General features: G+C 65.5%; 17 protein-coding genes. 9 read left to right on the top strand and 8 right to left on the bottom strand.

Annotation, left to right across the window (positions count from 1 at the left end):
- The first annotated feature begins 104 nt into the window (after positions 1–104).
- The 5 genes from C4B30_RS14295 to dut all read left to right on the top strand — a co-directional run bounded on the left by C4B30_RS14295 (position 105) and on the right by dut (position 6,323).
- Positions 105–1,097 (top strand): bifunctional riboflavin kinase/FAD synthetase, encoded by a 993-nt coding sequence (locus tag C4B30_RS14295; protein ID WP_027785204.1) that lies wholly within the window; start codon positions 105–107, stop codon positions 1,095–1,097.
- A 104-nt stretch (positions 1,098–1,201) separates the two neighbouring features.
- Positions 1,202–4,039: an isoleucine--tRNA ligase gene (ileS, locus tag C4B30_RS14290; protein ID WP_027785205.1), complete on the top strand. Its 2,838-nt coding sequence runs from the start codon at positions 1,202–1,204 to the stop codon at positions 4,037–4,039.
- 2 nt (positions 4,040–4,041) lie between these two features.
- The gene (gene lspA / locus C4B30_RS14285) at positions 4,042–4,542 is read left to right on the top strand and encodes a signal peptidase II (protein WP_027785206.1); all 501 of its coding nucleotides are present in this window, start codon (positions 4,042–4,044) and stop codon (positions 4,540–4,542) included.
- 67 nt (positions 4,543–4,609) lie between these two features.
- Complete coding sequence (coaBC, locus tag C4B30_RS14280; RefSeq protein WP_027785207.1) at positions 4,610–5,821, top strand: bifunctional phosphopantothenoylcysteine decarboxylase/phosphopantothenate--cysteine ligase CoaBC; 1,212 nt, start codon at positions 4,610–4,612, stop codon at positions 5,819–5,821.
- Positions 5,822–5,876: 55 nt separating this feature from the next.
- Positions 5,877–6,323: a dUTP diphosphatase gene (gene dut / locus C4B30_RS14275; RefSeq protein WP_027785208.1), complete on the top strand. Its 447-nt coding sequence runs from the start codon at positions 5,877–5,879 to the stop codon at positions 6,321–6,323.
- 57 nt (positions 6,324–6,380) lie between these two features.
- On the opposite strand, the gene C4B30_RS14270 is transcribed toward dut, so the two are convergent.
- The 4 genes from C4B30_RS14270 to clpS form a co-directional block, all read right to left on the bottom strand.
- On the bottom strand, positions 6,381–7,151 hold the full coding sequence (locus tag C4B30_RS14270; protein WP_027785209.1) for a COG4705 family protein: 771 nt from the start codon (positions 7,149–7,151) through the stop codon (positions 6,381–6,383).
- A 134-nt stretch (positions 7,152–7,285) separates the two neighbouring features.
- Positions 7,286–8,665, bottom strand: a complete 1,380-nt coding sequence (locus C4B30_RS14265) for an amino acid permease (protein WP_027785210.1) — start codon at positions 8,663–8,665, stop codon at positions 7,286–7,288.
- Positions 8,666–8,768: 103 nt separating this feature from the next.
- The gene (clpA, locus tag C4B30_RS14260; RefSeq protein WP_027785211.1) at positions 8,769–11,069 is read right to left on the bottom strand and encodes an ATP-dependent Clp protease ATP-binding subunit ClpA; all 2,301 of its coding nucleotides are present in this window, start codon (positions 11,067–11,069) and stop codon (positions 8,769–8,771) included.
- On the bottom strand, positions 11,066–11,380 hold the full coding sequence (gene clpS / locus C4B30_RS14255; RefSeq protein ID WP_006398529.1) for an ATP-dependent Clp protease adapter ClpS: 315 nt from the start codon (positions 11,378–11,380) through the stop codon (positions 11,066–11,068). The genes clpA and clpS overlap by 4 nt, the downstream gene beginning before the upstream one ends.
- A 545-nt stretch (positions 11,381–11,925) precedes the next feature.
- Here clpS and C4B30_RS14245 point away from each other — a divergent pair.
- Positions 11,926–12,129 carry a cold-shock protein gene (locus C4B30_RS14245; protein ID WP_006478030.1) on the top strand — a complete coding sequence of 68 codons (204 nt, stop codon included), beginning with the start codon at positions 11,926–11,928 and terminating at the stop codon, positions 12,127–12,129.
- A 248-nt stretch (positions 12,130–12,377) separates the two neighbouring features.
- Here C4B30_RS14245 and C4B30_RS14240 read toward each other — a convergent pair whose 3' ends face one another.
- Both C4B30_RS14240 and C4B30_RS14235 read right to left on the bottom strand, forming a co-directional pair.
- Positions 12,378–13,907, bottom strand: a complete 1,530-nt coding sequence (locus C4B30_RS14240) for a YadA family autotransporter adhesin (RefSeq protein WP_227789535.1) — start codon at positions 13,905–13,907, stop codon at positions 12,378–12,380.
- A gap of 390 nt (positions 13,908–14,297) precedes the next feature.
- On the bottom strand, positions 14,298–15,905 hold the full coding sequence (locus tag C4B30_RS14235) for a multicopper oxidase family protein (RefSeq protein ID WP_027785213.1): 1,608 nt from the start codon (positions 15,903–15,905) through the stop codon (positions 14,298–14,300).
- A gap of 588 nt (positions 15,906–16,493) precedes the next feature.
- On the opposite strand from C4B30_RS14235, the gene C4B30_RS14230 reads away from it, so the two are divergent.
- Positions 16,494–16,718 carry a hypothetical protein gene (locus C4B30_RS14230; RefSeq protein ID WP_027785214.1) on the top strand — a complete coding sequence of 75 codons (225 nt, stop codon included), beginning with the start codon at positions 16,494–16,496 and terminating at the stop codon, positions 16,716–16,718.
- Between the two features lie 123 nt (positions 16,719–16,841).
- On the opposite strand, the gene C4B30_RS14225 is transcribed toward C4B30_RS14230, so the two are convergent.
- Both C4B30_RS14225 and icd read right to left on the bottom strand, forming a co-directional pair.
- A complete protein-coding gene (locus tag C4B30_RS14225; protein WP_027785215.1) occupies positions 16,842–19,070 on the bottom strand; it encodes an NADP-dependent isocitrate dehydrogenase in 2,229 nt (742 codons plus the stop codon).
- A 282-nt stretch (positions 19,071–19,352) separates the two neighbouring features.
- Positions 19,353–20,609 carry an NADP-dependent isocitrate dehydrogenase gene (gene icd / locus C4B30_RS14220; RefSeq protein WP_027785216.1) on the bottom strand — a complete coding sequence of 419 codons (1,257 nt, stop codon included), beginning with the start codon at positions 20,607–20,609 and terminating at the stop codon, positions 19,353–19,355.
- A 276-nt stretch (positions 20,610–20,885) separates the two neighbouring features.
- Here icd and C4B30_RS14210 point away from each other — a divergent pair, with 276 nt between their 5' ends.
- Both C4B30_RS14210 and C4B30_RS14205 read left to right on the top strand, forming a co-directional pair.
- Positions 20,886–21,464 (top strand): pseudouridine synthase, encoded by a 579-nt coding sequence (locus tag C4B30_RS14210; RefSeq protein WP_027785218.1) that lies wholly within the window; start codon positions 20,886–20,888, stop codon positions 21,462–21,464.
- A gap of 283 nt (positions 21,465–21,747) precedes the next feature.
- The gene (locus C4B30_RS14205) at positions 21,748–21,963 is read left to right on the top strand and encodes a hypothetical protein (RefSeq protein ID WP_011352970.1); all 216 of its coding nucleotides are present in this window, start codon (positions 21,748–21,750) and stop codon (positions 21,961–21,963) included.
- Positions 21,964–22,082 lie beyond the last annotated feature (119 nt).

Genomic DNA, 22,082 nt, shown 5'->3' with positions numbered 1-22,082 from the left:
CCCTCGCGTTTCCCGCCTTCTCGGCCGCCGGCCCGCCCGAACGTTTATAATCTTCTGCTTTGCGGCATCCCACCGCCCATTCCCCCGACGCTGCATCCGCTATCGTGAAAGTCTTCCGCGGCCTGCCCAACGCCGAGAGCCGCGCCCCGTGCGCGCTGACGATCGGCAACTTCGACGGTGTCCATCGCGGCCACCAGGCCCTGCTCGCGCGCGTGCGCGCGGCAGCGGACGCACGCGGCCTGCCCGTGTGCGTGATGACGTTCGAGCCGCACCCGCGCGAATTCTTCAACCCGGCCGGCGCGCCGCCGCGCATCGCGATGCTGCGCGACAAGCTCGAGGCACTGCGCGACCACGGGGTCGACCGCGTCGTCGTCGAGCACTTCAACCACACCTTCGCGAGCCAGTCGCCGCAGGCGTTCGTCGAGCGCACGCTGGTGAACGGGCTGCACACGCGCTGGATGATGGTCGGCGACGATTTCTGCTACGGCGCGAAGCGCGCGGGCACCTTCGACACGCTGAAGGCGGCCGGCGAGCAGCACGGCTTCGAGGTCGAGCAAATGGGCACGGTGGCCGGCAGCGACGGCACGCGCATTTCCAGCTCCGGCGTGCGCGCGGCGCTCGCCGCGGGCGACCTCGACACGGCCGCGCAAGCGCTCGGCCACGGCTACGCGATCAGCGGCCACGTCGCGCACGGGCTGAAGCTCGGCCGCGACCTCGGCTTCCCGACGCTGAACCTGCCGATCGCGCACAAGCGGCCGGCGCTCGCGGGCATCTTCGTCGTGCAGGTGCACGGCCTCGGCCCCGCGCCGCTGCCGGGCGTCGCGAGCCTCGGGCTGCGCCCGACCGTCGACGATTCGGGCCGCGTGCTGCTCGAGGTCCATCTGCTCGACTGGCACGGCGATGCGTACGGCAAGCTGATCCGTGTCGAATTCCTGAAGAAGCTGCGCGACGAGGCGAAGTTCGACGATCTCGAGGCGCTGTCGCGCGCGATCGCGCTGGACGTCGCGAATGCGCGCGCGTACTTCATCGAGCGCGACCGTGCGCCGGGCAGCCGCGCGACGGGCTTCGCGACGTCGGCCACCGACCGAATTAGCTGATCCGGACGGCGGCGCCCTGGCGCCGCACCCTCGCGCCGCCCTCTCGCGCGCATCCCCGATTCACGACGCCCGAGCGTCTCCCCGATTTAGATAGCGATCCCATCATGAGCAACAAGAAAGCCGATTCGAAACCGCAGGCCAAGTATCCGGTCAACCTGCTCGACACGCCGTTCCCGATGCGCGGCGACCTGCCCAAGCGCGAGCCGCAGTGGGTCAAGGAGTGGGAAGAGCGCGGCATCTACGACAAGATCCGCGCGGCCAGCCAGGGCCGCCCGAAGTTCATCCTGCACGACGGCCCGCCGTATGCGAACGGCGACATCCACCTCGGCCACGCGGTCAACAAGATCCTGAAGGATATCGTCGTCAAGTCGCGCAACATGGCCGGCTTCGACGCGCCTTACGTGCCGGGCTGGGATTGCCACGGGATGCCGATCGAGATCCAGATCGAGAAGCAGTTCGGCAAGTCGCTGCCGGCGGCCGAAGTGATGAGCAAGGCGCGCGCGTACGCGACCGAGCAGATCGAGAAGCAGAAGGTCGGCTTCAAGCGCCTGGGCGTGCTCGGCGACTGGGCCAACCCGTACAAGACGATGAACTTCGTCAACGAGGCGGAAGAAATCCGCGCGCTCGGCAAGATCATCGAGAAGGGCTACGTGTACCGCGGGCTGAAGCCGGTCAACTGGTGCTTCGACTGCGGCTCGGCGCTCGCGGAAGCGGAAGTCGAATACAAGGACCGCACCGATCCGACGATCGACGTGATGTTCGCGTTCGCGGAACCGGAAAAGACCGCGCAGGCGTTCGGCCTGCCGGCGCTGCCGCGCGCCGAGGGCGGCATCGTGATCTGGACCACCACGCCTTGGACGATTCCCGCCAACCAGGCGCTGAACCTCCATCCGGAAATCGTCTACGCGCTCGTCGACACCGAGCGCGGGCTGCTGATCATCGCCGAAGAGCGCGTCGAAGCCTGCATGACCGACTTCAAGCTGACCGGCCGCGTCGTCGCGACCGCGCCCGGCGTGAAGCTCGCGAACCTGCGCTTCCACCACCCGCTCGCGTCGGCTCACCCCGGCTACAAGCGCACCGCGCCCGTCTACCTCGGCGACTACGTGACGACCGACACCGGTACCGGCGTCGTGCACTCGTCGCCCGCGTACGGTATCGAGGATTTCATGTCGTGCAAGGCGCACGGGATGACCGATTCCGACTTCATCAACCCGGTGATGGGGGACGGCCGCTATATCGAATCGCTGCCGCTGTTCGGCGGCCTGTCGATCTGGGAGGCGAACCCGAAGATCGTCGACGCGCTGCACGCGGCCGGCTCCCTGCTGCGCAGCGAGAAGTACACGCACAGCTACATGCACTGCTGGCGCCACAAGACGCCGATCATCTACCGCGCGACGTCGCAGTGGTTCGCGGGCATGGACGTGACGCCGCGCGACGGCGGCAAGACGCTGCGCGAGACGGCGCTCGAAGGCGTCGACGCGACCGCGTTCTACCCGTCCTGGGGCAAGCAGCGCCTGTTCAGCATGATCGCGAACCGTCCGGACTGGACGCTGTCGCGCCAGCGCCAGTGGGGCGTGCCGATGGCGTTCTTCGTGCACAAGGAAACCGGCGAGCTGCACCCGCGCACGCTCGAGCTGCTCGAGGAAGTCGCGAAGCGCGTCGAGCAGTCGGGCATCGAGGCGTGGCAGTCGCTCGACCCGCGCGAGCTGATTGGCGACGATGCGAACCTGTACGAAAAGAACCGCGACACGCTCGACGTGTGGTTCGACTCGGGCACGACGCACTGGCACGTGCTGCGCGGCTCGCACAAGGATCAGCTGCAGTTCCCGGCCGACCTGTACCTCGAAGGCTCGGACCAGCATCGCGGCTGGTTCCACTCGTCGCTGCTCACGGCATCGATGATCGACGGCCGCGCGCCGTACAAGGGCCTGCTCACGCACGGCTTCACGGTCGACGGCGAAGGCCGCAAGATGAGCAAGTCGCTCGGCAACGGCATCGACCCGCATGAAGTCGCGAACCGCCTCGGCGCGGAAATCATCCGCCTGTGGATCGCGTCGACCGACTACTCGGGCGAGCTCGCGATCTCCGAGGAGATCCTGAAGCGCGTGACCGAAGGCTATCGCCGCATCCGCAACACGCTGCGCTTCCTGCTCGCGAACCTGTCGGATTTCGACTTCGCGCAGCACGCGGTGCCGGTCGACGAATGGCTCGAGATCGACCGCTATGCGGTCGCGTTCTCGCAGCAACTGCAGACGGAGCTGCTCGGCCACTACGAAAAGTACGAATTCCACCCGGTCGTCGCGAAGCTGCAGACGTACTGCTCGGAAGACCTCGGCGGCTTCTACCTCGACGTGCTGAAGGATCGCCTGTACACGAGCGCCGCCGATTCGCGCGCGCGCCGCTCCGCGCAGACCGCGCTGTACCACCTGACGCACGGCCTTTTGCGCGTGCTCGCGCCGTTCCTGTCGTTCACCGCGGAAGAAGCATGGAAGGTGTTCCAGCCGGCGAGCGACACGATCTTCACGGAAACCTACTACGCGTATCCGGAAGTCGCCGGCTCGGCCGCGCTGATCGAGAAGTGGGCGCTGCTGCGCGACGTGCGCGGCAACGTGACGAAGGCGCTCGAGGAAGCGCGCACCGCGAACCGCATCGGTTCGTCGCTGCAGGCCGAAGTGGCCGTGCATGCGAGCGGCGCGCGCTACGACGCGCTCACGAGCCTCGGCGACGACCTGAAGTTCGTGCTGATCACGTCGGCCGCGACGGTCGTCAAGGTCGACGACGAAGCGCAGGAAAGCGTCGACGTGGCCGCGTCGAAGTACCAGAAATGCGAGCGCTGCTGGCACTACCGCGAAGATGTCGGCGCGCACGCCGAGCATCCGACGCTGTGCGGCCGCTGCTTCTCGAACCTGTTTGAAAACGGCGAAATCCGGAGCGCTGCTTAACCATGGCGAAAACCCTGTCGAAACCGGCCAGCGGCGCGCTCGCGCCCTGGCTCGGTATTTCGCTGATCGTGATCCTGTTCGATCAGTTGTCGAAGATCGCGATCCTGAAAACGTTCGCGTACGGCGCGCAGCATGCGCTGACGTCGTTCTTCAACCTCGTGCTGGTGTACAACCGCGGCGCCGCGTTCGGCTTCCTGTCGACCGCGAGCGGCTGGCAGCGCTGGGCGTTCACCGCGCTCGGAATCGGCGCGACGCTCGTGATCTGCTTCCTGCTGCGCCGTCACGGCCAGCAGCGGCTGTTCAGCCTGTCGCTCGCGCTGATCCTCGGCGGCGCGCTCGGCAACGTGATCGACCGGCTCGTCTACGGTCACGTGATCGACTTCCTCGATTTCCACGTCGGCGCGTGGCACTTCCCGGCGTTCAACCTCGCCGATTCCGCGATCACGATCGGGGCGGTGCTGCTGATCTACGACGAGCTGCGGCGCGTGCGCGGCTCGCGCTGAGCGCGCATACTCCGTGTCGACGGCCGGCTTCGCGCCGGCCGTTCCGTTTGACCCCAGGAGGCCTGAGTTGGCACACGCAGAACTCGCAGGAAAACACCTCGTTCTCGGCCTGACGGGCGGCATCGCCTGCTACAAGATCGCCGAACTCACGCGGCTGCTCGTGAAGGCCGGCGCGACCGTGCAGGTCGCGATGACCGACGCCGCCACCCAGTTCATCACGCCCGTCACGATGCAGGCGCTGTCGGGCCGGCCCGTCTATACGAGCCAGTGGGACGCGCGCATCGACAACAACATGGCGCACATCGACCTGTCGCGCGAAGCCGACGCGATCGTGATCGCGCCCGCGTCGACGGATTTCCTCGCCAAGCTCGCGCATGGGTTCGCCGACGATCTGCTGTCGACGCTGTGCGTCGCGCGCGACTGTCCGCTGCTCGTCGTCCCCGCGATGAACCGCCAGATGTGGCAGAACCCGGCCACGCAACGCAATGCCGCGCAGCTGCGCGCCGACGGCGTGTCGGTGCTCGGCCCGGATTCGGGCGCGCAGGCATGCGGCGAAGTCGGCGATGGCCGCATGCTCGAGCCCGAGGCGATCTATGAAGCGATCGTCGCGCACTTCGCGCCGAAGGTGCTCGCGCACCGCCGCGTGCTGATCACGGCCGGGCCGACGTTCGAACCGCTCGACCCGGTGCGCGGCCTGACGAACCGCTCCAGCGGCAAGATGGGTTTCGCGCTCGCCCGCGCCGCGCAGCAGGCCGGCGCCGACGTGCATCTCGTCGCCGGGCCGGTGGCGCTCGACACGCCGTGGGGCGTCTACCGTCAGGACGTGCAGACCGCGCAGCAGATGTACGACGCGGTGATGCACGCGGTCGCCGACGCCGACATCTTCATCGCGGTGGCCGCGGTCGCCGACTGGCGCGTCGAACAGCCGGCCGAGCACAAGATGAAGAAGACGGCCGACCACAAGATGCCGGCGCTCGCGTTCGTCGAGAATCCCGACATCCTCGCGTCGGTCGCGGCGCTGCCCGATGCGCCATTCTGCGTCGGTTTCGCGGCCGAAAGCGGCGACCTCGACGTGCACGGCGACGAGAAGCGCAAGCGCAAGAACGTGCCGCTGCTCGTCGGCAATCTCGGCCCGCTGACGTTCGGCCTCGACGACAACGAAGTCGTGCTGTTCGAGGCCGCCGGCCTCACGCGCCTGCCGCGCGCGCCCAAAGACGAACTCGCGCATGCGCTCGTCGCGGAAATCGCGAAGCGCCTGCCCGACAACCGCCTGATCTGATCTACCGCGCGGCGGCCATCACCGCCGCGCCCTTCCCGACCGATTCGACGACCGCATGAAACTCGACCTGAAGATCCTCGACGCGCGCATGCGCGACTACCTGCCCGCCTACGCGACCACCGGCAGCGCCGGCCTCGACCTGCGCGCATGCCTCGACGCACCGGTCACGCTGCAGCCGGGCGAAACCACGCTCGTGCCGACCGGCCTCGCGATCCACCTTGCCGATCCCGGCTATGCGGCGCTGATCCTGCCGCGCTCGGGCCTCGGCCACAAGCACGGGATCGTGCTCGGCAACCTCGTCGGCCTGATCGACTCCGACTACCAGGGCCAGCTGATGGTCTCGACGTGGAACCGCGGCCAGACCGAGTTCGTGCTGAACCCGTTCGAACGGCTCGCGCAACTCGTGATCGTGCCGGTCGTGCAGGCGCAGTTCAACATCGTCGACGAATTCGCCGAGAGCGATCGCGGCACAGGCGGCTTCGGCAGCACCGGCCGCCACTGAGCCACGCAGCACGAAAAAAGGGGCCTCGCGGCCCCTTTCCTTTTCACGCGCCATCACTCACTTGCCACTCGATTGCGCGATTCGCGCGAGCGCCGGCTCGCGACGCTGCGCCTGCGCGATGCTCGCATAGACGACCATCGCCGCCAGCACGCCGAGCAGCACGGCCGACGAGCCGACCGTACCGAGCGCGAGGCCGCCCTTCGCGACCGGCTTCGTCAGCAGGTCGCCGACCGTTGCACCGAACGGACGGGTGAGCACGAACGCGGCCCAGAACAGCAGCACGCCGGAAATGCGCGTGAAGTAGTGCGCGAGCACGATCGCCGCCAGCAGGCCGCCGATCAGCAGTGCGCCGCCGCCGAAACCGAGCCCCGAGCTGTCGGCGAGGAAGTCGCCGAGCGCGGTGCCGAGCGTGTTCGAGAACAGGATCGCGATCCAGTACAGCAGCTCGACCTTGCGCGTCCGGATCAGGTCGACCGACAGCGATTCGCCGCTGAGGCGCCAGACCGCGAAGATCGCCAGCAGGATCGCGACCAGAATCGACGAGCCGGCCGCATAGCCGAGCCCGAGCGTGCGATCCATGAAATCGGACATTGTCGTGCCGGCCGTGCTCGTCGCGACGATCACGGCCCAGTAGATCGCCGGACGATAACGCGTCGTCCTGAGCTGCGCACCCAGCGTCACGAGGAAGAAGCCGAACAGCAGGATCGAGCTCACCGCGTAGCCGACGTTCAGCGTCATCGACAGCAGGTCGCCGCCCGTTTCGCCGAGCGTCGTCGCGCAGATCTTCATGATCCAGAACGCGAGCGTGATTTCGGGAAGTTTGTTCATTCGAACCCCTTTTTACAGGAAATGGCGCGCCGGTACGGACCCGCACGCCTTGCAGACAGGATCGAATGTAGTCGCCGCTCGCTTAACGGAACCTTAGCGACTGAAGAACGGCGTGGGCGGCCACGCCGGCGCGCTCAGCGCGCGTGTTGGTGCCGGTAATGCAGTGCGTAGGCGAGCGTCAGCAGCACGACGAATACGACGCCGACCACCATCGTCATCCGGAACTCGCGCGTGAAAGCGGTCGTCAGCAGAATCGCGGCCACGAGCCCCGCGCCGAGCAGGCTGCCGAACGGGTGTCCCCACATCCGGAACGCGAGCGCGGGGCCGCGATACCGCGAACGGAACCGCAGGTGCGTGACGAAGATCATCAGCCAGGTGAACAGCGCGCCGAACATCGCGATCGCCATCATCACCGTGAACGCGGTGTCGGGCGCAAGCGCGACCAGCACGGCCGCCACCGCGACGCCGCTCGTCGAGATCCACAGCGCCGCGCGCGGCACGCCGTTCGTGCCGAGCCGGCCGAACACCGCGGGCGCGAGACGCGCGCGCGACAGGCTGAACATCATCCGCGTCGTCACGTAGAGCTGGCTGTTCATCGCCGACAGCGCCGCGATCAACAGCACGAAGTTGATCACGCCCGCCGCGTACGGCACGTGCGTCGCGGCCATTACCTTCACGAACGGGCTTTCGTCGGTGCCGGCCTGCGTCCACGGCACGATCGCGAGCATCAGCGCGAGTGTCAGCAGGTAGAACAGCACGAGCCGGAACACGGTCGACCGGAATGCGCGCGTGACCGCGTGCTGCGGATCGCGCGCCTCGCCGGCCGCGATCGCGACGGCTTCGATGCTCATGTAGCTGAAGATCGCGACGATCACCGCGACCCACGTACCCCACGGCCCCTTCGGCATGAAGCCGCCGTGCGCGGTGTAGTTCGCGAAACCGACGCCCGATGCGGCCGGCGCCGACCAGACGAGATACGCGCCGAGCACGATGAACACGACGATCGCCGCGATCTTCAGCAGCGAAAACGCGTATTCGACCGTCCCGTACAACGTGACGCTCGCGAGGTTCACCGCGATCAGCAGCGCGGAGAAGCAGATCACCCAGTACCAGCCGGGCACCGCCGGGAACCAGTACTTCATGAACACGGCGATCGCGCTGATCTCGGTGCCGATCGCGAACACGACCGCGAACCAGTACGCATAACGCACGAGAAAACCCGCGAGCGGGCCGACGTAGTGCTCGGCATAGGCGCCGAACGAGCCGGCCGTCGGATGCGCGACCGTCATTTCCGCGAGCGCGCCCATCAGCAGCAGCGCGATCAGCGCGCCGATCGCATACGAAACCAGCACGCTCGGGCCGGCGAGCCCGATCGCGAACCCGCTGCCGAGGAACAGCCCCGTGCCGATCGCGCCGCCGATCGCGATCATCGCCATCTGCCCCGACGTCAGCGCGTGGCGCAACCCTTGTTCGCGCGCGACGATATCGTCGAACGACCGTTGTTGTTGTGTCACTGCGTTACCACTCCCCTGCACCACCATCGCGCCGCCGGCGCCGGATAAAACGAAACGGCGCGGAGAACTTCCCGCGCCGTTCGCATGAACAACGAATTATCGCTTACTCGACTTCGACCGTCTCTTCGTTCGGCTTGTGCGGCGGATTCGCCAGCTTGTCGAACGACAGCTGCACCTTGTCGCCCTCGTCGACGTCGACCGTCACGTGGCCGCCGTTGAGCAGCTTGCCGAACAGCAGTTCGTCGGCCAGCGCGCGCCGGATCGTGTCCTGGATCAGCCGCTGCATCGGCCGCGCGCCCATCAGCGGGTCGAAGCCGTGCTTCGCGAGATGCTTGCGCAACGCGTCGGTGAAGAGCGCGTCGACCTTCTTCTCGTGCAGCTGTTCCTCGAGCTGGATCAGGAACTTGTCGACCACGCGCATGATGATTTCCTCATCGAGCGAGCGGAAGCTGATGATCGCATCCAGCCGGTTACGGAACTCCGGCGTGAACAGGCGCTTGATGTCGGTCATCTCGTCGCCGGTTTCGCGGCGCGTCGTGAAGCCGATCGTCGCCTTCTGCATTGACTCGGCGCCCGCGTTCGTCGTCATGATGATGATGACGTTGCGGAAATCCGCCTTGCGGCCGTTGTTGTCCGTCAGCGTGCCGTGGTCCATCACCTGCAGCAGCACGTTGAAGATGTCCGGATGCGCCTTCTCGATTTCGTCGAGCAGCAGCACGCAATGCGGCTTCTTCGTGACGGCTTCGGTCAAGAGGCCGCCCTGGTCGAACCCGACATAGCCCGGCGGCGCACCGATCAACCGGCTCACCGCGTGACGCTCCATGTATTCCGACATGTCGAAGCGGATCAGCTCGATGCCCAGCGTGAACGCGAGCTGGCGCGCCACTTCGGTCTTGCCGACGCCCGTCGGGCCGGAGAACAGGAACGCGCCGATCGGCTTGTCCATCTTGCCGAGGCCCGCGCGCGCCATCTTGATCGAGGCCGCGAGCGCGTCGATCGCCGGATCCTGGCCAAACACGACGCTCTTCAGGTCGCGATCGAGCGTCTGCAGCTTGCTGCGATCGTCCTGCGACACGCTTTGCGCCGGCACGCGCGCGATCTTCGAGATGATTTCCTCGATCTCGCCCTTGCCGATCGTCTTCTTCTGCTTCGACTTCGGCAGGATGCGCTGCGCGGCGCCCGCCTCGTCGATCACGTCGATCGCCTTGTCCGGCAGGTGACGGTCGGTGATGAAGCGCGCCGACAGTTCGGCCGCGGCCGACAGGGCGCCCGACGAATACTTCACGCCGTGGTGCTCCTCGAAGCGCGACTTCAGCCCGCGCAGGATCGCGACCGTCTGCTCGACGCTCGGCTCCGTCACGTCGACCTTCTGGAAGCGCCGCGACAGCGCCGCATCCTTCTCGAAGATGCCGCGATATTCGGTGAACGTGGTCGCGCCGATGCACTTGAGCGTGCCCGACGACAGCGCCGGCTTCAGCAGGTTCGACGCGTCGAGCGTGCCGCCCGATGCGGCGCCCGCGCCGATCAGCGTATGGATTTCGTCGATGAACAGGATCGCGTGCGGGCGCTCCTTGAGCTCCTTCAGCACCGTCTTCAGGCGCTGCTCGAAATCGCCGCGATACTTGGTGCCTGCCAGCAACGCGCCCATGTCGAGGGAGTACACCTGCGCGTTCGCGAGGATGTCCGGCACCTCGCCGCGCGTGATCCGGTACGCGAGCCCTTCGGCGATCGCGGTCTTGCCGACGCCGGCTTCGCCGACGAGCAGCGGATTGTTCTTGCGGCGGCGGCACAGCACCTGCACGACGCGCTCGACCTCGGGCTCGCGACCGATCAGCGGATCGATGCGGCCGTCCTTCGCCATCTGGTTCAGGTTCTGCGTGAACTGGGCGAGCGGCGTTTCCTTCTGCGCATTCGCGTCTTCGCTTTCCGCGTTCGCGTCGGTCGACTTCGCGGCTTCGCCGTTGTTCGTCTTCGCGATGCCGTGCGAAATGAAGTTCACCACGTCGAGGCGCGTGACGCCCTGCTGCTGCAGGTAGTACACGGCGTGCGAATCCTTCTCGCCGAAGATCGCGACCAGCACGTTCGCGCCGGTCACTTCCTTCTTGCCGTTCGACGTCGACTGGACGTGCATGATCGCGCGCTGGATCACGCGCTGGAAACCGAGCGTCGGCTGGGTGTCGACATCGTCGGTGCCCGGGACGGTAGGTGTGTTGTCGTGGATGAAATTGCGCAGGTTCTGACGCAGGTCCTCGATGTTTGCCGCGCACGCGCGCAACACCTCGGCCGCCGTCGGATTATCCAGCAGGGCGAGCAGCAAATGCTCGACCGTAATGAACTCATGGCGCGCCTGGCGTGCTTCCATGAACGCCATGTGCAGGCTGACTTCCAATTCCTGGGCAATCATGCTTCCTCCATCACGCACTGCAGCGGATGCCCTGCCTGCCGCGCATGGGTAACGACTTGCTCAACCTTGGTCGACGCGATGTCCCGCGTATAGACCCCACAAACCCCTCGCCCTTCGCGATGGACCTTCAGCATGATCTGCGTGGCCGTCTCGCGATCCTTCTTGAAATACTCCTGGACCACCATCACGACGAACTCCATCGGCGTGAAGTCGTCGTTCAGCAGCACCACCTTGTACATCGAAGGCGGCTTGAGCTTCTGCTGCTTGCGTTCCAGGACGGTACTGTCCTGCTTGTCCGGGATAATCGCCATACACCCATTCTAAACAACTCGGACAGGCCCGCAATCCTGCCATTACCCGACCGACCGGCCGGCGCCCTCCCCGGTATCCCGGAACACGCGATCGTCCTCGCGCCATACGAAAGCCGGCTGCGGTGCCGGCTTTCACGCATGGCGCGGAACACGAACCGTCAGGGGGAATCGCACCGGAACGTCGTGTCCGCATCCAGTATCCCACAAGCCGGGACGACTCGAACGCGTGTCACTCGAGCCTGGTATATGAGCCGATTATGCGGCTTTTCAAGCCCCCGCGCTTGGCCGCATGCTGCAAAGCAAAGCCGGAAAAACCCTGAAAATGGGTTCTTTACAACGACCCTCTAAACGTCTAAAAATTCCACTTGACACTCCAATAAAGAGCGCCAACAATCAAGCTGGCACTTTTTTCAATTCGCCGATTGGCGAAACGAAAGAGGCCGAGGTGAGCTTGTGAGGGGGGAACGACTGTATTTTCAGTCGTTTAGCTTTTCGAGCGTGCTCGTGGTAAGTAGCAGCGACTGTGTGACAGGGGAAGTAGGAAAATGGCAACTGGTATCGTTAAGTGGTTCAACGACGCGAAGGGCTTCGGTTTCATCACTCCCGACGAGGGCGGTGAGGATCTGTTTGCGCACTTCTCGGCTATCACCATGAATGGCTTCAAGACGCTGAAGGAAGGCCAGAAGGTGAGCTTTGACGTCGTTCAAGGACCGAAGGGCAAGCAAGCGTCGAACATCCAGGCCGCATAAAGGCATCGGATATCGGACGAAGAAACCCGGCGCACCGCGCCGGGTTTCTTTTTTGTCTATTGGATTTTTGTTATTGCAATCGGCACTTTCTTTTTCGATTAGCTGCCGGATTCGCACAATTTCAGCGAAAGAAGTGCGATTGTCGGGTCAGGCATACAGATCGTCAGTTGTCACCGCACGGAGGACTGCCGTGCGGCGACCTAACGGGCTTGCCGCAGCAGTCAAAGCCTGCGCCTGCCCCGCGTGGCTTACCAGCTGTACGACGCGCCCGCACCCCACGTCGTCGAAGCCGAACTCATGCCGGCTCCGGCGCGCACCTTCAGGTTTTCGCCGAGCCGCACCGACGCACCCAGCGCGACGGCCTGGTAGCCGAGATAGCTGCCCATGCCGACGCCCACTGCGATCGTCTTGCCCAGATCGACATCCGGAATCATCGACAATGCGGTCGCCGCGGCCACACCGCTGTACGCCCGCCGGGCTACTGCGTTCAACTGTTTCAGGTTGACCGCATCGTGAGGCAGAACCGCGTCGGCGACGTTCGCGAGCTTGCGCTCCTGGCCCGGCGCCCCGATCGACACGGTGTCGTCACGATCGGCAATCGAGCCGTGCCCGAGCGCAACCGAATTCCGGCCGGCCGCGACCGCGTCCGTGCCGAGCGCCGTGCTATTCGTGCCTGATGACGACGCGCCGACACCGAAGCTCGAACTGCCGTCGCCGAGCGCCTCTGCGCTCACGCCCATTGCCGTCGAGTCGCGGCCGGTCGCCCTCGCGCGTGCACCGTTCGCCGTGCTGTTCGTGCCCGACGCCTCCGAATCGGCACCGGCGGCTGTGCTTGATTCACCGGTCGCCTTCGATCGCGCACCGTTTGCCGTGCTGTTCATACCGGACGCCTCCGAATTGACGCCCGTCGTCGTGCTCGATTCGCCGGTCGCCTTCGACCGCGCACCGTTTGCCGTGCTGTCCGTACCGGACGCCTCCGAATCGGCACCGGCGGCCGTGCTCGATTCGCCGTTTGCCTTCGACCGCGCACCGTTTGCCGTGCTGTCCGTACCAGACGCCTCCGAATCGGCACCGACGGCCACGCTCGATTGGCCGGTTGCCTTCGAGCGGGCACCATTGGCCGTGCTGTCCGTACCAGACGCCTCCGAATCGGCACCGGCGGCCGTGCTCGATTCGCCGTTTGCCTTCGAGCGGGCGCCGTTTGCCGTGCTGTCCGTACCGGACGCCTCCGAATCAGCACCGGCGGCCGTGCTCGATTCGCCGTTTGCCTTCGACCGCGCACCATTGGCCGTGCTGTCCGTACCAGACGCCTCCGAATCGGCACCGGCGGCCACGCTCGATTGGCCGGTCGCCTTCGACCGCGCCCCGTTTGCCGTGCTCGAGTCGCCCGTCGCCGAGGCGTTCACACCCGCTGCCGTACTCCCCGCCCCGGATGCATTCGAATTCTTGCCAACCGCGACACTGTCCTTGCCAGTGCCGGGAGACGGCAGCGAACCTTCGAGGCGATTCTTCAGGTTGGAGACATCGCTCTGCAGGCCCGACAGCCTACCGTTGATCGTCGACACACTGTTTTCCAGCGAGTCCACCCGTTCGCTAATCGTTTGAGCGTTCGCGTCCACGAGCATCAATCCGAGCATGCCAGCCACACCGGACGCGATCGCACGCATGGCGAGCACACGTGCGGCATCCGAAACAGAGCGCCCGCCTTTCATTTCCCGCATTCCATTCGGATTACTAATTATTTTCATGATATTCCTAACCAAATCCACATCAAACATTCCGGCGTGAGACTCCACCCAGCAAATCTCAATATTGTTAGCGCCGCACTTCCGCGTTTTGCCGAAACATCGGGGGTTGACCATGCATCCGGTATTCCCGAAATGTCGCCCTTCCGCCGCGCCTGGCAATCCGAGCGTGTCACCTTCCAAGGTGATCGCGGACCAGTATAGGAAGCACAGACGCCCCGGAAAATAGGACAAGTTCTATTTTGCGTTCCGGCGACTAAGAGTCCCTTTAAACCACGTGCCGGTCGTATGCGCGGCCGACATAAAACGCGCGTTCAAGCGGGGATACGAAAAAAGCCGCGCACCGAATACGATGCGCGGCTTGTCTGCAGCATTCGATTTCGACCGTCGGCGACACATGACATATCGTGCGCCGCCCACGGTTCAGACGACCCTCAGCGTCCCCATCATCCCGAGATCCTCGTGTTCGAGAATGTGGCAGTGAAACATACGCTCTCCGGGCATGTCTTGCGTGACGAGAATCGACACGGTTTCACCGCTGCGCACGTTCACGGTATCGCGCCATGCGCGGAACGGTTCGCTCGTGCGCGAACCGGCCGACGCCCGCTCGATCACCTGGAACTGCGTGCCGTGCAGATGGAACGGATGGTCCATGTCGGTCGTATTGCGGATCTCCCAGCGCTCGACGTCGCCGCGACGGCTCGTCAGCGTCGCGCGGTGCGGCGCGTAGGTGTCGCCGTTGATCGTGAAGCGCATGCCCGCCGGCCGGCCGTGCGCCGCGCCCTTCATCATCGCGTCCATGTCCATTTCCTCGCCGAACGCGACCGTCTTGTGCGCCACCGGTTCGCCCAGCGGCCGCACCGCGCGCAGCGTGGCAGGCAGCGCACGGGCCTCGGCGGGTACGAACGCGACATCGGCCAGCGCGAGCGCCGGATCGGGCGGCAGGCTGCCGTGGCCGTCGTCGTGCGACATCGCCATCTTGCGGCGGTCGTACTCGGCCGCCTGCAGCACCGCGCGCGACGCGCGGTCGCCGGCGTGCACCAGCACCTCCGCGCGCTCGCCCGGCGCGATCAGCAGCGACGTCACGCGCCGCGGCGCATCGAACAATCCGCCGTCGGTGCCCGCGTGCTCGAACACGCGGCCGTCGTCGAATGCGATGCGCAGGTAGCGTGCGCTGCACGCGTTCCAGACACGCCAGCGTTCGTCGCCCGCGACGTCGATGCGCGGCCGGCGCGCGCCGTTGACCAGCACGAATTGACCTTCACGGCCGTTCATCCAGTCCATCATGTCGTTCGGCGCAATCGTGCCGTCGCGTGCAAGCTTCAGATCCGACACGAACAGGTGGCGCTCGGGCCAGCCGGCAAGCGGATCGTCTGCGGCACGCACGACGAACGGGCCGGCCAGCCCGCGGAACACCTGCTCGGCGGTCATCATGTGCGGATGCGGGTGGTACCAGTAGGTACCGGCGCTGCCCTTCGGCAACGTGAAGCGATACACGCGCGACGCTCCGGGCGCGACGGGATCGGACGGGTTGCCGTCCTGATCGGGCGGCACGGGCAGGCCGTGCCAGTGGATCGTCGACGGCTGCGGCAGCTTGTTCACGAACCGGATCTCGACCGTATCGCCCTCGCGCACGTCGATCAGCGGGCCGACGACCGGGCCTTGCGTGCCCGCGCCGAACTGCCAGAACGTCGTCGGCCGCGCGCCGCGCAGCAGCGGTCGCGCCACCGGTTGAGCGACGAGCGTGGCCCGGAACGTGCCGGGCTCACGACTTTCGTTGGGCAGCGTACGCAACGTCCCGAGCGGCGCGCCGGCCGGCAGTGCGTCGGCGGGCGCGAGCGCGACCGGCGCGGGCGTGCCGTGCTGCGCGTGACCCGGCATCCCTGACATGCCCGACATGCCGGGCATGTCGTCCATCGAATCCATGCCGGCCATGCCAGCATGACCGGCATGCTGCGCCCATGCAGTGCGCGCGAACAGCGACGCGGCCGCGACACCGATGGCGCGCGACAGGAAGGTTCTCCGTCTCATCAATCAATCCTCGTTATTCATGCGGCGCCACGCGACAGCCGCGGCGGTCGCGTCATCATAACCGCAGGGCCCGATCGAAAAACGCCGCCGCCTGTCGGGCGGCGATACGCCGCAGCAAGCCGCGCTACCGCGCCGGATACGGCGCCACGACCGACATCGCCGATCGCCGCTTCGGCAACCGCTGCCGGTCACCGATCGCCCGTTCGCGCCTTCCGCTCGCCCCTCACGTTCGCACCCGCTGCATCGACGATCCGTCAATCCGCCGTTTTTTCACGATGCGGAATAAGTCACTGCGTTATAAAAATTCGTGGTGCAGGGCACAAATTTCCCGTTTCGCGATGCCGAAAAACGTTCCGCAATGCAAAACGACGTGAGTAATTAATTGTTTTTAAAAGAGAATTTTTGTTTCGAGAAGCCGTTCTACATGCACCATCCGAGCAGGTCGCGGACGTAGACTTTGTTCCATGCACTGACGCTTCGCCACCCCGTTCGATACGGACACCGGCGCAAGCAGCCAGTCGGGCCACAGCCGGCCGAGCCGGCAGGCGGCACAACAGAATCGCTCGTAATCAGAATGGGAGAACGGAAATGAAGGGATTTCGCTTTGGTTCAGCGCTCGGGTCGTTCTACATCCTGCCGGCAAACGGCGGCTGGGAAGCGACGTTCGGCAACGCCCTGCTCGGCGCATTCTCGTGTCCGGAAGTGGCTGCCGACCGCATCTCCCGCGGCGACTGCGAGCAGCCGTCCGAACTCGACACGGCCACACTCGAAGTGCCGGACGAAATCACGGAATGGGAAATCGTTCACGTCTGAATGGCAAGCCTGCAACGACAAACGCCCCGGGCGACCGGGGCGTTTTTCTTGAGTGCCGGGCGGCGAAAGGTTCAACCCGCCGCGCCGGCACTTGCATCGGCTCGCGCGATTGCGCGGCCGGTGTCAGGCAACCGCGTCGACGATGCCGTTCAGCGTCGCGCTCGGGCGCATTGCCTGGCTCGTCAGCTCGACGTTCGGACGGTAGTAGCCGCCGATCGCCTGCGGCTTGCCTTGCGCGGCCGCCAGTTCTTCCAGGATGCGCGCTTCGCTGTCGGACAGCGCCTTCGCCACGCCTTCGAACTGCGCCTTCAGCGCGGCGTCCTCGGTCTGCTCGGCCAGCGCCTGCGCCCAGTACAGGCACAGGTAGAAATGGCTGCCGCGGTTGTCGAGGCCGCCGACCTTGCGCGCCGGCGACTTGTTCTCGTCGAGGAACTTGCCGGTCGCCTGGTCGAGCGTCTTCGCGAGGACGAGCGCCTTCGGGTTCTGGTAAGCGTTGCCGAGATGTTCGAGCGACGCGGCCAGCGCGAGGAATTCGCCGAGCGAATCCCAGCGCAAGAAGCCTTCCTCGACGAACTGCTGAACGTGCTTCGGCGCGGAGCCGCCCGCCCCCGTTTCGAACATCCCGCCGCCGGCCATCAGCGGCACGATCGACAGCATCTTCGCGCTGGTGCCGAGTTCCATGATCGGGAACAGGTCGGTCAGGTAATCGCGCAGCACGTTGCCGGTGACCGAAATCGTGTCCTTGCCCGCGCGGATGCGCTCGAGCGAGAAACGCGTGGCGTCGACCGGCGTCATGATGCGGATGTCGAGGCCGTTCGTGTCGTGATCCTTCAGGTAGCGTTCGACCTTCGCGATGATCTGCGCATCGTGCGCACGCGCCGGGTCGAGCCAGAACACCGCCGGGGCGCCGGTGGCGCGGGCGCGGTTCACCGCGAGCTTGACCCAGTCCTGCACCGGTGCGTCCTTCGTCTGGCACATGCGCCAGATGTCGCCCGACTCGACCGCGTGCTCCAGCAGCACGTTGCCGGCTTCGTCGACGACGCGCACGACGCCGTCCGCCGGGATCTGGAACGTCTTGTCGTGCGAACCGTATTCTTCGGCTGCCTGCGCCATCAGGCCGACGTTCGGCACGCTGCCCATCGTGACCGGATCGAACGCGCCGTGCTGCTTGCAGTCCTCGATCACGGCCTGGTAGACGCCCGCGTAGCAGCGGTCCGGAATCACGGCCTTCGCGTCGTACAGTTGACCGTCCGGGCCCCACATGCCGCCCGAATCGCGGATCATCGCCGGCATCGATGCGTCGACGATCACGTCGCTCGGCACATGCAGGTTCGTGATGCCCTTGTCCGAGTTGACCATCGCGAGGCGCGGGCGCACCGCGTATTCGGCCTTGACGTCGGCTTCGATCGCTTCGCGCGTGTCGGCCGGCAGATCCTTCAGGCGCGCGTACAGATCGCCGATCCCGTTGTTCGGGTTGAAGCCGACCTTCGCCAGCACGTCCGCGTGCTTCGCGAGCACGTCGCCGTAGAACACCGACACGAAGTGACCGAACAGGATCGGGTCCGAGACCTTCATCATGGTCGCCTTCAGGTGCACCGAGAACAGCACGTCCTGCGCCTTCGCGTCGGCGATCTGCGCTTCGATGAAGCTGCGCAGCGCGTGGCGGCTCATCACCGATGCGTCGATCACTTCACCGGCCTTCACGGCCGTCTTTTCCTTCAGCACCTTCTTCACGCCGTCGGTCGTCGTGAGTTCGATCTTCACGCTGCCGGCATCGGCGATCAGCGCCGATTTCTCGCTGCCGTAGAAGTCGCCTTCGGTCATGTGCGCGACGTGGGACTTCGACGTGGACTTCCACGCGCCCATCTTGTGCGGATGCTTGCGTGCGTAGTTCTTGACCGACAGCGGCGCGCGGCGGTCGGAGTTGCCTTCGCGCAGCACCGGGTTCACCGCGCTGCCCTTGATCTTGTCGTAGCGGGCCTTGACGGCCTTCTCTTCGTCCGTCGACGGATCTTCCGGATAGGCCGGCAGTGCGTAGCCCTGCGCCTGCAATTCGGCGATCGCGGCCTTCAGCTGCGGCACCGATGCGCTGATGTTCGGCAACTTGATGATGTTCGCTTCCGGCTTCAGCGTGAGCTGTCCCAGCTCGCCCAGATCGTCGGAACCCTTCTGCTCCGACGGCAGGACGTCTGCGAATGCCGCGATGATGCGGCCGGCGAGCGAGATGTCGCGCGTTTCGACGGCGACGCCGGACGAACGCGTGAAGGCCTTGACGATCGGCAGCAGCGAATAGGTCGCGAGCGCCGGCGCTTCGTCGGTGAGGGTGTAGATGATCTTGGGCGAAGTGGACATGGTGGTCAAAGCATTGCTACGTGATGGTGGAACTGAAGAGCGCCGGCGGTAACCGGCGGGGAGCGACCGGGTCGATCGCGAAAGGGGCGCGCCGGTTCAGCCGGGCGGTGGTGTTGCGAGGGCCGTCATGTTTTACCTTGCAGGGCTCGCGGGCCGCATCGCGGCGCCGCGGCCCGCATGCCGGGCCGCCCTGCCAACAAACCTGCCATCCACGAAACGCTCCGGCGCCGGCAGTCAGCGCCGGAGCGGCCGGCAACGTGCCGGCCCACCCCGGAAGGGGTCTTACATGTTCTCGATCAGCACTTCGCCGAAGCCGGAGCACGACACCTGCGTCGCGCCTTCCATCAGGCGCGCGAAGTCGTACGTGACGCGCTTCTGCAGGATCGACTTTTCCATTGCGGCGATGATCGTGTCGGCTGCTTCCGTCCAGCCGAGGTGGCGCAGCATCATTTCCGCCGACAGGATCTCGGAACCCGGGTTCACGTAATCCTTGCCTGCGTACTTCGGCGCCGTGCCGTGCGTCGCTTCGAACATCGCGACCGAATCCGACAGGTTCGCGCCCGGCGCGATCCCGATGCCGCCGACCTGCGCGGCCAGCGCGTCGGAGACGTAGTCGCCGTTCAGGTTCAGCGTCGCGATCACGTCGTATTCGGCCGGGCGCAGCAGGATCTGCTGCAGGAATGCGTCGGCGATCGAATCCTTGATCGTGATCTCGTTGCCCGTCTTCGGGTTCTTCACGCGCATCCACGGGCCGCCGTCGATCAGCTCGCCGCCGAATTCCTTTTGCGCGAGCGCGTAGCCGGCGTCACGGAACAGGCCTTCCGTGAACTTCATGATGTTGCCCTTGTGCACCAGCGTGACCGACTTGCGATCGTTGTCGATCGCGTACTGGATCGCCTTGCGCACGAGGCGCTCGGTGCCTTCGGTCGACACGGGCTTGACGCCGATCCCGGAGGTTTCCGGGAAGCGGATCTTCTTCACGCCCATCTCGTCCTGCAGGAACTTGATCACCTTCTTCGCCTGCTCGGAGCCCGCGGCCCATTCGATGCCCGCGTAGATGTCTTCCGAGTTCTCGCGGAAGATCACCATGTCGATCTTCTGCGGCTCGCGCACCGGCGACGGCACGCCCTTGAAGTACTGGATCGGGCGCAGGCACACGTACAGGTCGAGCTCCTGGCGCAGCGCGACGTTCAGCGAACGGATGCCGCCGCCGACCGGGGTCGTGAGCGGCCCCTTGATCGACACCACGTATTCCTTCAGCACCTGCAGCGTTTCGTCCGGGAGCCACACGTCCGGACCGTACACCTTGGTCGCCTTCTCGCCCGCGAAAATCTCCATCCAGTGGATCTTGCGCTTGCCCTTGTACGCATGCGCGACCGCCGCGTCGACGACCTTGATCATGACCGGGGTGATATCGAAGCCCGTACCGTCGCCTTCGATATAGGGAATGATCGGCTGATCGGAAACGTTGAGCGAGAAGTCCTTGTTGACGGTGATCTTGTCACCGCCCTCCGGAACCTTGATGTGCTGATACGGCATGATCGACTCCAGTGACGTGGCTGAGCAGGTGATGCTGGTCGAAGCTGCGCGCGCGGCGGGGGCGCGGCATGGCCACCCCGTGACGGCAACAGCGAGCCGCTATTCTAGCGCCCCAACCGGGCACTTCGGCGCGAACCGCGGCACTGCGTATCAAGACCTCACTTATGTCTTATATAAGACAGAGGACTTGCCGTTCCGTATTATGCATTAAGATTCCGCCATTTGCCATAGACCGCCCGCCCCCGCTCTCCGCGGGGCGCCGGTGGGCGCCCCGCCATGAACCTGATCGCCCTCAACAAGCCGTTCGGCACGATTTGCCAGTTTTCCGCGCACGAGACGCGGCCGTCGCTCGGCGACTGGGTAAAAACGCCCGGCGTGTACGCGGCCGGCCGGCTCGACGCGGACAGCGAGGGGCTGCTGCTGCTCACCGACGACGGCGCGCTGCAGGCCCGCATCGCGGAGCCGCGCCACAAGCTGGTGAAGCGCTACTGGGCGCAGGTCGACGGCGCGCCGGGGCCCGCCGACCTGAAGGCGCTCGCACGCGGCGTCGACCTCGGCGACTACGTGACGCGCCCGTGCCGCGCCGAATTCATCGAGCCGCCCGACACGCTGTGGCCGCGCAATCCGCCGATCCGCTACCGCGCCGCGATCCCGACCACGTGGATCGAGCTGGCGATCACCGAGGGCAAGAACCGGCAGGTGCGCCGGATGACGGCGGCCGTCGGCTTCCCGACGTTGCGTCTGGTGCGCGTCGGCATCGGCGCGCTCGATATATTCGCGCTCGGCATTGCACCGGGCGAAACGATCGCCCTGCCGCCGCGCGCGCCGTGGGACGGTTTCGCATCCGCCGGATGACGAATCCGGGAATGCACGAATTTTTCGTCATCTTTTTCGTCAACCGCCCCCCGAGATCGCGCGTTAAACCACGCAGATGCCAACCTTAGCTATCCGGCATTGGCAGCCGAACCCCGTGTTTGCGTCACGAAAGCGACGTTTTATTCGAATACGATTCGGCGCCCGCAGCGCAAAGAGAAATTTCTCGAAGCGTCTGTCAACCGAAAGGTGGATGGCACCGTTAGACGACATGACTCCTATTGCCGGGTCATTTGGTTAATTAACTAAAGCTGAGGAACACAACATGAACAAACTGATCGCCGCTCTGGTCGCTGGCCTCTTCGCAACGGCTGCTTTCGCACAAGCTTCGGCTCCGGAAGCTGCTCCGGCAGCAGCAGAAGCTGCTTCGGCACCGGCCAAGCACGCTGCCAAGAAGCACCACGCTGCCAAGAAGCACCACAAGGCATCGAAGAAGGCTGCAGCAAGCGACGCAGCAGCACCGGCAGCTGCTTCGAACTAAGTAAGCAAGCTGTAATAACGCAGTCAAGAACACGCAGTTCTGCCGTTCTTACGGCGTTGAAAGGCAGATCACCGCAAGGCGATCTGCCTTTTTCTTTTTTGTGCCCGCCGGCGCGCATC

It is taken from the genome of Burkholderia sp. BE12 (genome assembly GCF_002959955.1).
Taxonomy (GTDB): Bacteria; Pseudomonadota; Gammaproteobacteria; order Burkholderiales; family Burkholderiaceae; genus Burkholderia.
Note: the sequence above shows the minus strand (reverse complement) of the source record. Positions and strands in the feature narration are given on the sequence as shown.

Bases quoted from the DNA above. Each gene is read 5' to 3' on its own strand.
- C4B30_RS14210 (WP_027785218.1), top strand. From the start codon at position 20,886: ATGAACCTGATCGCCCTCAACAAGCCGTTCGGCACGATTTGCCAGTTT.
- icd (WP_027785216.1), bottom strand. From the start codon at position 20,609: ATGCCGTATCAGCACATCAAGGTTCCGGAGGGCGGTGACAAGATCACC.
- C4B30_RS14235 (WP_027785213.1), bottom strand. From the start codon at position 15,905: ATGAGACGGAGAACCTTCCTGTCGCGCGCCATCGGTGTCGCGGCCGCG.
- C4B30_RS14245 (WP_006478030.1), top strand. From the start codon at position 11,926: ATGGCAACTGGTATCGTTAAGTGGTTCAACGACGCGAAGGGCTTCGGT.
- C4B30_RS14225 (WP_027785215.1), bottom strand. From the start codon at position 19,070: ATGTCCACTTCGCCCAAGATCATCTACACCCTCACCGACGAAGCGCCG.
- C4B30_RS14270 (WP_027785209.1), bottom strand. From the start codon at position 7,151: ATGAACAAACTTCCCGAAATCACGCTCGCGTTCTGGATCATGAAGATC.
- clpS (WP_006398529.1), bottom strand. From the start codon at position 11,380: ATGGCGATTATCCCGGACAAGCAGGACAGTACCGTCCTGGAACGCAAG.
- C4B30_RS14230 (WP_027785214.1), top strand. From the start codon at position 16,494: ATGAAGGGATTTCGCTTTGGTTCAGCGCTCGGGTCGTTCTACATCCTG.
- ileS (WP_027785205.1), top strand. From the start codon at position 1,202: ATGAGCAACAAGAAAGCCGATTCGAAACCGCAGGCCAAGTATCCGGTC.
- C4B30_RS14205 (WP_011352970.1), top strand. From the start codon at position 21,748: ATGAACAAACTGATCGCCGCTCTGGTCGCTGGCCTCTTCGCAACGGCT.
- clpA (WP_027785211.1), bottom strand. From the start codon at position 11,069: ATGATTGCCCAGGAATTGGAAGTCAGCCTGCACATGGCGTTCATGGAA.
- dut (WP_027785208.1), top strand. From the start codon at position 5,877: ATGAAACTCGACCTGAAGATCCTCGACGCGCGCATGCGCGACTACCTG.
- C4B30_RS14240 (WP_227789535.1), bottom strand. From the start codon at position 13,907: ATGTTTGATGTGGATTTGGTTAGGAATATCATGAAAATAATTAGTAAT.
- lspA (WP_027785206.1), top strand. From the start codon at position 4,042: ATGGCGAAAACCCTGTCGAAACCGGCCAGCGGCGCGCTCGCGCCCTGG.